The organism is Cytophagia bacterium CHB2 (assembly GCA_030263535.1).
Taxonomy (GTDB): Bacteria; Zhuqueibacterota; Zhuqueibacteria; order Zhuqueibacterales; family Zhuqueibacteraceae; genus Coneutiohabitans.
The window spans coordinates 1-11833 of the sequence record SZPB01000203.1 but is presented as its reverse complement, the minus strand read 5'-3'; the positions used below and the strand labels follow the sequence as shown (position 1 = coordinate 11833).

The 11833-nt window shown below is 52.5% G+C and carries 11 protein-coding genes; 1 reads left to right on the top strand and 10 read right to left on the bottom strand.

The annotated features are described in order from the left end of the window. From FBQ85_18325 to mtaB, 4 genes are all read right to left on the bottom strand, one after another. On the bottom strand, positions 1-385 hold a 385-nt coding region (locus FBQ85_18325), incomplete at its 3' end, for a hypothetical protein (protein MDL1877092.1). A 60-nt stretch (positions 386-445) separates the two neighbouring features. Further along, on the bottom strand, positions 446-1606 hold the full coding sequence (locus tag FBQ85_18320) for a class I SAM-dependent RNA methyltransferase (protein ID MDL1877091.1): 1161 nt from the start codon (positions 1604-1606) through the stop codon (positions 446-448). Between the two features lie 317 nt (positions 1607-1923). After that, positions 1924-3672, bottom strand: a complete 1749-nt coding sequence (locus FBQ85_18315; GenBank protein MDL1877090.1) for a mechanosensitive ion channel family protein — start codon at positions 3670-3672, stop codon at positions 1924-1926. A gap of 46 nt (positions 3673-3718) precedes the next feature. Continuing rightward, positions 3719-5023 (bottom strand): tRNA (N(6)-L-threonylcarbamoyladenosine(37)-C(2))-methylthiotransferase MtaB, encoded by a 1305-nt coding sequence (gene mtaB, locus FBQ85_18310; GenBank protein MDL1877089.1) that lies wholly within the window; start codon positions 5021-5023, stop codon positions 3719-3721. 196 nt (positions 5024-5219) lie between these two features. On the opposite strand from mtaB, the gene FBQ85_18305 reads away from it, so the two are divergent. Continuing rightward, complete coding sequence (locus FBQ85_18305) at positions 5220-5786, top strand: DUF2179 domain-containing protein (protein MDL1877088.1); 567 nt, start codon at positions 5220-5222, stop codon at positions 5784-5786. Positions 5787-5867: 81 nt separating this feature from the next. Here FBQ85_18305 and corA read toward each other — a convergent pair whose 3' ends face one another. The 6 genes from corA to FBQ85_18275 all read right to left on the bottom strand — a co-directional run bounded on the left by corA (position 5868) and on the right by FBQ85_18275 (position 11469). Next, a complete protein-coding gene (gene corA, locus FBQ85_18300) occupies positions 5868-6950 on the bottom strand; it encodes a magnesium/cobalt transporter CorA (GenBank protein MDL1877087.1) in 1083 nt (360 codons plus the stop codon). 107 nt (positions 6951-7057) lie between these two features. Further along, a complete protein-coding gene (accC, locus tag FBQ85_18295) occupies positions 7058-8581 on the bottom strand; it encodes an acetyl-CoA carboxylase biotin carboxylase subunit (protein ID MDL1877086.1) in 1524 nt (507 codons plus the stop codon). A 235-nt stretch (positions 8582-8816) separates the two neighbouring features. Continuing rightward, a complete protein-coding gene (locus FBQ85_18290; GenBank protein MDL1877085.1) occupies positions 8817-9161 on the bottom strand; it encodes an STAS domain-containing protein in 345 nt (114 codons plus the stop codon). Between the two features lie 77 nt (positions 9162-9238). Further along, complete coding sequence (locus FBQ85_18285) at positions 9239-10789, bottom strand: methylmalonyl-CoA carboxyltransferase (protein MDL1877084.1); 1551 nt, start codon at positions 10787-10789, stop codon at positions 9239-9241. A 3-nt stretch (positions 10790-10792) separates the two neighbouring features. Next, complete coding sequence (locus FBQ85_18280; protein MDL1877083.1) at positions 10793-11245, bottom strand: type II toxin-antitoxin system death-on-curing family toxin; 453 nt, start codon at positions 11243-11245, stop codon at positions 10793-10795. Between the two features lie 2 nt (positions 11246-11247). Beyond that, the gene (locus FBQ85_18275) at positions 11248-11469 is read right to left on the bottom strand and encodes a hypothetical protein (GenBank protein ID MDL1877082.1); all 222 of its coding nucleotides are present in this window, start codon (positions 11467-11469) and stop codon (positions 11248-11250) included. Between the last annotated feature and the right edge of the window lie 364 nt (positions 11470-11833).

The window sequence follows — 11833 nt, the reverse complement described above, 5'->3', positions numbered from 1 at the left end:
TGGCGGCAATTGCCTGATGCGGCGGATGCACTTTCAAACAACGAATGCCGAGCTGGAGCAGGCGCGTCATTTCGCTTTCGACATCAGCGCAAAAACGCGGATGCACGCCGCCGAAAGCGATGAGCCGCTGCGGATGCTCTTGGCAGTATTGCGCGACAAAATCATTGGTGGCGGCGGTGAACCCCATTAAGTCAGGGCTGGGATAATTAATCAGCCCCACCTTCTCAATGCCGTTGGCATCGAGAAATTCCAGGAACGCCTTGGGTGAATGGATGAACCGCTCGATCGCCGCCATATCTTTGCGGCCGGCAGTCATTTTTTCGCGCACGCCGGGCTTGAGCTGCTCCCAGGGCTGAATGTGAACGTGAATGTCGATGATGGGCATGATTGCTCGTCGCGATTGCTTTTAGAGTAATCTCACAGTCGTCAAAATGAGGGGCTGCGCCTAGGCCAACCGGGCCCTCGGTTTGCTCCCTTCATACAATTCATATTCCAGCAGCCGGCATGCGATGGCGCCATTGAAAAAGGGTATACGGCGGCTGGGCCGCAATCCAACTTTCTTCGCCAATTCGAGATTGCCGGTGAAGACATAGCCGGTGTAGCCCGTGCATTTCTGCTTGAACCAATCGCCGATGCCCGGGTAGATTGCCTGCAACTGCGCCTGCTCACCCATGCGCTCGCCATATTCGGGATTGAGCATGATGACGCCGCCGCCGGTGGGAATCGCTGTCGCAGCATAGTCGCAAACGTCGAATTGGATCAAATGGTCGACTCCTGCGGTTGCGGCGTTCTTACGCGCCGCTGCAATCGCCTGCGCATCGTTGTCCGTCGCAATGATTTTCGCTGCAAGATTTTTTTTGATACTCGCTTTTACCTGCGCCAGCAACTCTCGCCAAGTGGTTTGATTGAAACCACGCAAGTGCATGAAGCCAAAATTATTGCGCAACAAACCTGGCGGCTTGGCGAGTGCGAGCCACGCGGCTTCAATGGCAAGTGTGCCGCTGCCGCACATGGGGTTGATGAAATTGTTTTGGCCATTCCAACCGGTTGCTAAAATGGTTGCCGCGGCCAGCGTTTCCTGCATGGGCGCTTTGAGCGGAAGCTTGCGATAACCGCGTTTTGCCAGCGATTCGCCCGAGGTGTCAAGATAAATGCTCGCCTCTTGCTCTTTCCAATACAGAAACACCACGGCCCCGGTTCTCTCCGGTCCGGAATCCGGCCGCCGGCCGAGCTTGCGCTTGAGGCGATCGACAATGGCGTCTTTGCATTTGAGATTGGCAAAGCGTGTGTCTTTGATGGTGTCGTTGTGAACCGCGGACGTGATGCTGAGATAAGTTTTGGCGTCGAGATAATCTTCCCACGGCAGGCGCGCGAGATTTGAGTATAGCTCCTCGGGCGTGCGGCTGCGAAAATCTTTGAGCAAATACAAAACGCGATGCCCGGTGCGCAGCCAGAGATTCAAGCGCATGGTATCGGCAAGCGTGCCCTCGGTTTCCACGGCCGCTTCTTTTTCCGCGAGCACGGGAAATCCCAATGCACGAATTTCATTTGCCAAAATTTGGGGAATGGCCTTGGGACAGGTGACGAGGATGCGGCTCTTTTGCATGAAAGAATTCTAAAGCATGCCCGTTTGAATTGCAGTTGGCGATGGTTTTAATGCGCGCTTGAACGAACAAAGAATAAGAAGTCGATTGTTTATTTACAGCCCTTCAAAATCCATCTCTCCAATTCAAGAAACTCAGTACGATAAAAGCGAGAGCGGCAAACACATAAAGCGTGAGCTTGATCGCCGGCCTGGTTTTCAAGCTCGGATTGAGCCACACAAGCAATGCCAATCCGGCAAGCAATAAAAGCTGAAAAATGCTGCGACTCGTCATCGGTATTTGCTCGTTATGTGCAAATCTTTTTGCTCTGAAACACGTTTCAACTTCGCAATTTGGTCTCAGCTTCCTGCATGGCTTCCATAGTGAAGTCTACCACTTTGCCATTGTGGTGCAAGCGCGGCGCAGTTGGTTGCGCAAGCTTGCCTTGCGGTCCAAAATCTTCCACAATTTCCGCCAACTCGGTTTCAGGAATCTGGCGCCCGATTTGGCGCGGCTGCCGGCCAAAAAAGCTATCAATGTGCAGCGTCTGTGTCGGGAAAGCAAACTCAACGCCGATGCGTTCGGCCAATCGCAGAATCTCCATGAGAAAATTATGGCGCTCGCGCCACTCTTCGTTGATGGTTGCAACCTTGAGAAAACAAACGACCAGCACATTCAGGGAATAATCACCAAAGGCGTTGAAATTCACCTCGTAAAAATCCCGGCGCATGTGCGGATTTGCGGCGATGATCGCGCGCACGCCTTCGACAAACGCCTGCATTTGCGTCGGCGTCGTGCTGTAGGTCAAGCCGAGATTCATAAAAATACGGCGGTAGTTGCGCAAACCGAGATTATCGATGCGCGAATCGGCAAGCTGTGAATTCGGAACGGTGATAACGGAATCATCCGGCGTGCGCAAGCGCGTCGACCGGAATCCCACCTCTTGCACGCTGCCTATGGTGTCGCCGACTTTGATAAAATCCCCCACCTGAAACGGTTTGTCCAAAAAAATCATTACCGAGCCAAAAAAATTAGCCAGAGTGTTTTGCGCCGCCAACGCCAACGCCAGGCCGCCGATGCCGAGCCCTGCGATGATCGAGCCAACAGAATAGCCGTAACTTTGCATCACGGTTAAGACGCCTAACAGCAATACCACAGCTTTCAGGCTTTTACTGAGCATCGGTATGAGCTGATCATCAAGCTTGCTGTCGGTCTTGGTTGTGATACGCGACAAATACCGGGAAAACGCGTCAATGATCTGGAAGAGCAGCCAAATAACGCTGGCTGCTGCCAGAAGCTGCAATACGATCCTGACAAAAAAACTAAAACGAACGGGAAGCTGCAGCATCGGATAAAAGAAAAGCAAGAAACCAACCATCAGTAAGAAAGTAACAGGGCGCACCAAGCTGTGGATCTGATCCTTGTCCCACTCCCACGATAACCTGGGAAACACTCGTTTTCCGACAATATTCAAAGTGAAGGCGAGAAGCTTGCGAATAAAGAAGCCCAACGCAAGCAACAACGCCAAGCCGGCATATTGCCACAGCGCCACCCCCAGAAACTGGTCACGCAAAACAGCCGGCAGGCGATCGACCACTTGATCCAACGCCGCTGAAAATGTTTCGGCATAAATTTGAGGAATTTGATTGACGGTTGTCGATGAAAACAGCCATTCATCGCCGCTTTTAACCAAATAAACTGCCGGCAGGTCTTTGGGGAAGAGAGTATATTCTGCCAACTCCGTTTCGAGATTGCGATGATTGGCGCTATCCGGGATCGATTCGAGACGCACGAACAAGCCGCGGCTGTCGAGTACGCGCTTGAGCTGGCGCGCCAGCGTTGCACGTTCTTCCGGGGAAAGGGCGGGATTGATGGTGAACGCTTCTGCCGCAATCGTGTAGTCAATCGCCGGAGGGTTTTGCCACTCTAAAAAATTTTCCACCGTGCTGCGCGGCGTGGCCAACCGCTGTTTGCGCAGGGCGGCATCGCGGAGCGCATCGGTTGTACTGGCGGGCTGGGCATAGGTCTGAAAACCGCAGGCCACAAAAAATATAAAGAGCCGGACTACAAAGATTTTTCCTTTTATCATTTCAGCATCGCCTCCATATCTATCTTTTAGAAATATGCACGCGCCATCAGGTCACAACAGCATGGGCAAGCACCGGCTCAGACGTGACGCTGGCGATGCGCGCTGTTAACAACTGATTTTCACGCAAGGCGGCGCCTGCGATTTTGACTTTCACATAATTGTCGGTGAAACCCTGCCAATTTCCGTTTTCGGCGCGTTCTTCGGTCAACACACGCATGTCACTACCCATGAAGCGGCGGTACGTTTCTGCCTTCTTCTTCTCAGAAAGGGCATGCAAGAATTGGCTGCGTTCTTTTTTAAGGCGTGAGTTGATTTTATCACCAAGCTTCGTGGCTGCTGTTCCGCCGCGCTCGGAAAATGTGAAAACATGCGCATAAGCCAGCGGCGAGTGTTCCAATAAATCGCAACTGGCGCGGAACGCTTGCGGAGTTTCCCCGGGGAAGCCGACCATAAGATCGGTGGCTATCATCGCATGCGGGACACGCCGCTGAACGTTGGCGATGAACGCCTCAAACTCGCTACGGGTGTAAAGGCGCTTCATCGCGGCCAGTACGCCATCATCACCGCTCTGCGCGGGAATATGCAGATGCGGACAAAGCACGCGCGAATCGGCCATCAGTTCGATCAACTCTTCCGGAATGGTGGTCGGCTCAATGCTGCTAATGCGCAAGCGCTGCAAACCCGGGAGGGTGAGTAACATTTTGACGACATCGAGAAACGTTTTTCCTTCAAAAGCATAGGTGCCAATATTCACGCCGGAGAGCACAAGTTCCTGATGGCCGGCGGCGACGAGATCCAACGCTTCGCGTTGAATATCCCCAAACGCGCGTGACCGCGCCCGGCCGCGCGCAAACGGAATAATGCAAAAGCCGCACATAAAATCGCAGCCGTCTTGAATTTTTAAATTGGCGCGCGTGCTAGGCGCAGGCAGGCCTGCGCTTACGATCGTGAACGGCTGTTTCGTCATGCGGCTGCGGATGATGCGCGGCGAGGGCAGCTTCACAGGATCTTCGATCAAATCAGCCACGCTCAACTTGTCTTGTGTGCCAACGACCAGGTCAATGCCGGGAATGCGCTGCAACGCCTCCGCTCCCACTTGTGCGTAGCAACCGACGACCGCAACGAACGTTTCCGGGTTGCGCCGCAGGACTTGATTAACGAGCTGGCGGCATTTGCGATCGGCGTGCTCAGTCACGGTGCATGAATTGATAACGCAGACATCGCTGGCCTCGCCAAACGCGACGATATCATAACCCTGCGCGCGAAAACGGTTGGAAATCAGCGCGGTTTCCGCCTGATTCAAGCGGCAGCCGAGCGTGTGAAAAGAGGCTCTGAGTCTTGTGCGGGGCATACTAATTTTAAAAAATCATGAGATGGCATTTTTTGCGATCATGCTGCTTAAAAGACAATACTGAATGATCTTTTTAAATTCAAGAATTTTATCCGTGCGGTCACATGAAGTTGGGCTTGCGCTTAAAAAGTTTTTCAAGCAACTTCACGGAAGTGATACGAATTCGACTTCACCTCTAGCATGGAGAAATATTAGAATGAACGACACGGCATTCCTGCAATCCGGCTGGTTTACCTGGGTGATATTGCCTTTGCTGATTTTTTGTGCACGCATCGTTGATGTTTCGATCGGCACAATGCGCATCATTTATGTCACGCGCGGCCGGCGGCGCCTCGCGCCCTTGCTGGGATTTTTCGAAGTCACGATTTGGCTGCTGGCCATGGGGCAAATCGTCAAACACCTGGATAATGTGTTGTGCTATTTGGCTTATGGCGGCGGATATGCGATGGGAAGCTTCGTCGGAATCTACCTCGAGGGCAAGCTGGCTTTCGGCATGCAAATCGTGCGGATCATTACCCGCAAAGACGCGCAACAATTGATTTCATACTTGAAAACCGAGGGCTTTGGCCTTACCGTGCTTGACGGCCAGGGCGTGAGCGGGCCGGTGAAGATTATTTTTACCGTGATTCAGCGTAAAAGCCTGAGACACTTGACCGAAATCATACGCCGGTTCAATCCCAAGTCATTCTTGTCGATTGAAGATGTTCGGCTTGCCGAAGAAGCGCAATTTCCGGTGTATCTTGGTCCCAAAGACGTGGTCTAACCAATCGCGCCTGCGGCTTGGGGCAGATTATTCGGAGGAAGAATGACAATATCAGCAGGAGAATTGGCAGCGCAAGACTAGTCAGAACCAGCCACGTTTCTTAAAAAAGAACAACATCGTAACTCCGATCGCCAACATCACCAGCATGACGATGGGATATCCAAAATACCAATTCAACTCCGGCATGTTCCACGGGCTGACCCCCGTATGAAAGTTCATGCCGTACACGCCGGCAATGAACGTCAGCGGAATGAAGATGGTTGAGATCGTCGTCAGCACTTTCATCGTTTCGTTCAGTTTGTGGCTGAGGCTGGAAAGATACAAATCCATCATGCTGGCGGCAATGTCGCGAAAATTCTCGATGGTGTCGATCACTTGCACGGTGTGATCATACACATCGCGCAAAAACACAATGGTGGCGTCTTTGATTAAAGGCGATTCGATGCGGGTGAGCACGCTGATAACTTCGCGCAAGGGCCAGGTGGATTTGCGCAAAAACAGCAGCTCGCGTTTGAGATCATACAGCGTGCGCAGCGTGTCTTTTGTGGGTTTCTCGATCAGCTCTTCTTCCAGCGCATCGATGCGTTCGCCCAGCTTGTCGAGCGCAATGAAGTAATTGTCGACCACGGCATCGAGCAGCCGGTAAAGCAGATAATCCGTGCCGCAGCGCCGGATGCGGCTGCCGGCGGTGCGAATACGGTCGCGCATGGGATTGAAAATATCATCGACGCTTTCTTCGAACGAGAGCAGGTAATTCGAGGTGACCAAAACGCTCATTTGCTGCCCATTTACACAATGGCTATTTTCGTCATACGTCAGCAACTTGACCACGACAAAAATTTGATCGTCGTGCTCTTCGATTTTGGGCCGTTGTGTGGTGTTGGCAATATCTTCCAGCGCGAGCGGATGAATTTTGAAATGATTGCCGAGCCTTTGCAGCAGATTGACATCATGCAAGCCGCTGACATTGATCCAACTCACCGGCGGCATGGTTTTGTTCGGGAATACTTCTTCGATTCTATCAACCTGCTTTTCCAGATAATGCTCGCTCGAGTAGTTGAACATCTTCACAAGCGGCTGGTCGAGTTTCTTTTCACCGACGTAAACGAGCGTGCCGGGCGAGACTCCGGCTTTTTTTGCGGTTTTTTTGCTGCGTCGCGACATATCGCTCCTTCCTCTCAGAAAAGCCTAACACAAACCGGCGACTTACGTCCGATCTGCAATTACGGCGTTAGTGCTGCTCTCCGCTCCGCCGCGAGGGGTTCATACGACTAGGTTAGCCGCGCGCGCCACCCGCGGCGCTTCCATGCGCTTGCTGTTGCAGCAACGCCATGCGGAGCAGGTGTGACCGCAATCGTTGCGCTGGTTTCGCGCTTGAGCGCCGCTGCCAGGGCGGCTATCGCTCTCAAATTCTCCAGATCATCGCGGCCATCGCTTTGCTTTGCCAATTGTTCCGGTAAAAACTCATTCTGCACGAAATGCGTATCGAACTCACCGGCGCAAAATTTTTCATGCTGCATCACCCACAAGCAAAATGGAATCGTAGTTTTCACGCCGCCGATTTCATACTCCCGCAACGCCCGGCGCATGCGGCGAATTGCTTCCTCGCGGTTTGCCCCCCACGCAATCAACTTTGAAATCATGGGATCATAATAGACGGAGATTTCGCCGCCGGCATACACACCGCTGTCTTCGCGTATGCCGAAGCCGTCCGGTTTGTGCACATGCGTCAGGCGGCCGATGGCGGGAATAAAATTATTTTCGGAATCTTCCGCATAGATGCGGCATTCCAGCGCGTGGCCGTTGCTCTTCACTTCTTTTTGCGTCAACGGCAATTTCCGGCCCGCGGCAATTTCAAGTTGCAGCTTCACCAAATCAAGGCCGGTGACCATTTCCGTTACGGGATGCTCGACTTGCAAACGCGTGTTCATTTCGAGAAAATAATACTGGCGATGCTTATCAACAATAAACTCGATGGTGCCGGCGTTGACGTAACCACAACCTTGCGCTGCGGCCACGGCGGCTTCGCCCATCGCTTGCCGCATGTTGGCATCAAGCAATGCAGACGGCGATTCTTCAATCACCTTCTGATGCCGGCGTTGAATCGAGCATTCCCGCTCACCGAGATGAATGACGTTGCCGAATTGATCCGCCAAAATTTGAAACTCAATGTGGCGCGGCTGTTCGACATACTTCTCGATAAAAACCCGGCCGTCGCCGAATGCGGATTGCGCTTCGGAGGCGGCCGTACGCAACAATCCCGGCAAATCTTCGGCGGTATGCACCAGGCGCATGCCCTTGCCGCCGCCGCCCGCAGCAGCTTTGAGCAAAACCGGATAACCAATTTCTCCGGCGATTTTTAATGCTTCGTCGCTGCCGGCGACCGGCTCTTTCGTTCCCGGAACAACCGGCACACCTGCGGCCGTCATAAGCTTGCGCGCGGCAACCTTATCGCCCATTTTGCGCATCGCGGCCCCGGGCGGGCCGATGAAAACAAGCCCGGCTGCGGCAACGGCATCCGCGAATTGCGCATTCTCCGAGAGAAAACCATAACCGGGATGTATGGCTTCCGCGCCGCTTTGGCGCGCCACGGCGATTATTTTTTCCGGCACGAGATACGACTCGCGCGCAGGCGCCGGACCGATAAAATAAGCCTCATCCGCCAGGCGTACGTGCAGCGCGAACCGATCGGCCGCGGAAAAAACCGCGACGGTGCGAATGCCCATCTCGCGACACGTGCGCATGACGCGCACGGCAATCTCGCCGCGGTTTGCAATGAGAATTTTTTTGAACACGATGAGGTTTGTGGTAAAGTACTGAAGAGCTTAAATGCGTATGCGCGGAGATGAGTCGTTCGCGGGATTCCGCACGGGAGTTTTTTTGTATTGGATTTGCGCCGCCAAAAACTTAAACACGAACATGATCGCAAGCCTGCTTGGGGCGGATCACACGATCCTGTCAGCCGCGGAATCAAGTGCTTTTCACGCCCGGAATTTTATCTCCAGAGGGGCTGCCGATCAGCGTGATTGTTTAAATGGTTTTAAAGCTCGCCATGGCCTCGTTTTCATCATCAAAGCTCTCGATCACGTTGTCGAGTTTAGCGATTTTGATAAGCGTCAGCACGCGCGGCTGCAAGTTGACGATCTTCAAACTGCCCTTCACCGGCCGCAATTGGCGAATGCCGAACAAAATCGCGCCCAAACCCGAACTGTCGGCGTATTCGACATGTGTGAGGTCGAGCAAGAGCCTGGCCTCGCCGGCGTTGGCGAATTCGATAAATTTGGTTTTGAGATCGGGCGCAACGCTGAAATCGAGTCGCTGATCTTCCAATCTCAAAATGGTGACATTATTCTTTTTTTCCGTTTGGAGTTGCATAGTCGTTGCTCGTAATGATCTGTCAACATGGGATTGCGTATAGAAATTCCTGAAAAATTTCCAGGGGGTACCGCTGTTTACAATGGAATATTGCCATGCTTCTTTTTAGGATTTGCATCCACTTTATTTTCGAGCATGCCTAGCGCGGCAATGAGCTTGGGCCGCGTTTGCGCGGGTTCAATAATGTCGTCAATATAACCGCGCTCCGCCGCAATGTATGGGCTGGCAAACTTTTCGCGATATTCCTGCACCTTGGTTTCGGTCGCCGCTTTGGGATCCGGCGCTTGTTCGATTTCTTTTTTGAAGATGATCTCAACCGCGCCCTGCGGCCCCATGACGGCGATCTCGGCGGAGGGCCAAGCGTAGTTGATGTCGCCGCGAATGTGTTTTGAGCTCATCACGTCATACGCGCCGCCGTAAGCTTTGCGCGTAATCACGGTGATTTTGGGCACGGTCGCTTCGCAATAGGCATACAACAGCTTGGCGCCGTGTTTGATGATGCCGCGCCATTCCTGGTCCGTTCCGGGCAGAAAGCCGGGCACATCCACCAGCGTGATGAGAGGGATATTGAACGCATCACAGAACCGCACAAAACGCGCCGCTTTGAGCGAAGAATCGATGTCGAGCACGCCCGCTAAAACGGCCGGCTGGTTGGCGACAAAGCCGACCGGTTTGCCGCCAAGCCGCGCAAATCCGACAACGATATTTTGCGCATAACGCTCATGCACTTCCATAAAATCGCCGTCATCCACCACTTTCAGAATGATTTCTTTGATGTCATAAGGCTTGTTGGGATTTTCCGGCACGAGCGTGTTGAGCGCTTCGTCCTGGCGGTTGCTGTCATCAGAACAAGCCTGCAACGGCGGGTCTTCGCAATTATTCAACGGCAGAAAGCCGACGAGGCGGCGAATGCTTTGCACGCACGCGACTTCGTCGGGCAGGAGAAAATGCGCGACGCAGCTTTTGGTGGCATGTGTTTCTGCGCCGCCCAATTCCTCAAACGTGACATCCTCGTGTGTGACGGTTTTGACCACATTCGGACCGGTAACGAACATATAGCTGACGTTCGGCACCATAAAAATAAAATCACTGATCGCCGGCGAATAAACGGCGCCGCCGGCGCACGGGCCGAGAATCGCTGAAATTTGCGGCACCACGCCGCTGGCGAGTGTGTTGCGCAAAAAAATGTCGGCATATGCGCCCAGACTGATCACGCCCTCCTGAATGCGGGCGCCGCCGGAGTCATTCAACCCGATGATCGGCGCGCCATTTTTCATGGCCATATCCATGATCTTGCAAATCTTCGCGCCGTAAGCTTCCGAAAGCGAGCCGCCTAAAACCGTGAAATCTTGTGAAAAAACATAAACCAGACGGCCATGGATGCGGCCATAGCCGGTGATCACACCGTCACCCAAGAATTTCTGTTTTTCCAGGCCAAAATCACGGCACCGATGCTGCACCAGCATGTCCAGCTCATGAAAACTGTTTTCGTCAAGCAAGAGAGCGATGCGCTCGCGCGCTGTGAGCTTGCCTTTTTCATGCTGCTGCTGAATGCGCTTTTCACCGCCGCCGAGTAATGCCTTCTGTTTGAAAGAACGGAGTTGTGCGATTTTATCGGAAGAGGACATTATCTATTGATCCAATAATTTTCTGAACCAATCAGCGATTTCGAGTATACTCCTGGCGACAAAAATTTCTTGTTCAGCGCGTCGAAGGTTTTCTTCGGCAATAGCGACGCAGAATTCGACGGCTTCCTCAAGCGGGATTCTCGTTGGAATGGGGTAACCGCAACGATCTAAAAAATAGAGTGCTGCGGCAAAAGCTGTACGTTTGGTGCCATCCATGAACGGATGACTTTTAATGAGTGACTGAAAAAGTGCGGCGGCTTTTTCGAAATCGGTTTGATAAAGTTCTCGTTTGTCAAACGTCGCAAACGGCCTAGCGACCGCAGCATGCAGTGCATTGGCGTCCCGCAATCCAGGCAATCCACCGGTCTCGGCCACGATCACTTCGTGCATTTCATAGACTCGCACGAGCAGATTGGCGACTTCATTGGCGCGTTCTTGATCTTGCACGTCAGTAATGTTTACCGATTTGCAAGCGTTTCAAACAATTCACGGTTGTTGGCAATCAATTGCTGCACGAACGGAACAGCGCTTTCCGTGAAACGATTCCCATCTTTTGTTTCCCGTTGCGCCAGCCAAATCTCGACCGCCGCCAAGGCGATGGCCTGTATTTCTTTTTCCGGAATTTGGCGCGCACGCACTTGTTGCGTCAAGATATCCGGCAATTCAATGGTAAAAGACATGACATCCTCAATAGATTTTACAGCGATATATAGCCAGAACAGCCCAAAAATGCAAATTCTTTTTGGAGATGGATTGACGCACGGCGTTGTTATGGCGTTTTCGAATTTGCCATTATCGTTTTTTTGCTTGCGGCTGAAAATTCTCGTTACTATTTTTTAACCAGATTTTTAACCTGATGCCGACTCGCTTGCAGTCTTTGTATGCTTTTCTCCTGCCGTTTTCCCAGTAGTTTTTATGCCCCGGCTTCACTTCTATCTTCCATAGCCGTCGCGAATCAACTCCTAAATTGCGCGCCGGCTCGCTGTCGGTTATTTACTTAACTGTAGTTTGGCAAAAATCAGTTCTTAGACATAGCCAGGTATT

Bases quoted from the DNA above. Each gene is read 5' to 3' on its own strand.
- FBQ85_18320 (MDL1877091.1), bottom strand. From the start codon at position 1,606: ATGCAAAAGAGCCGCATCCTCGTCACCTGTCCCAAGGCCATTCCCCAA.
- FBQ85_18315 (MDL1877090.1), bottom strand. From the start codon at position 3,672: ATGATAAAAGGAAAAATCTTTGTAGTCCGGCTCTTTATATTTTTTGTG.
- mtaB (MDL1877089.1), bottom strand. From the start codon at position 5,023: ATGCCCCGCACAAGACTCAGAGCCTCTTTTCACACGCTCGGCTGCCGC.
- FBQ85_18305 (MDL1877088.1), top strand. From the start codon at position 5,220: ATGAACGACACGGCATTCCTGCAATCCGGCTGGTTTACCTGGGTGATA.
- corA (MDL1877087.1), bottom strand. From the start codon at position 6,950: ATGTCGCGACGCAGCAAAAAAACCGCAAAAAAAGCCGGAGTCTCGCCC.
- FBQ85_18290 (MDL1877085.1), bottom strand. From the start codon at position 9,161: ATGCAACTCCAAACGGAAAAAAAGAATAATGTCACCATTTTGAGATTG.
- FBQ85_18285 (MDL1877084.1), bottom strand. From the start codon at position 10,789: ATGTCCTCTTCCGATAAAATCGCACAACTCCGTTCTTTCAAACAGAAG.
- FBQ85_18275 (MDL1877082.1), bottom strand. From the start codon at position 11,469: ATGTCTTTTACCATTGAATTGCCGGATATCTTGACGCAACAAGTGCGT.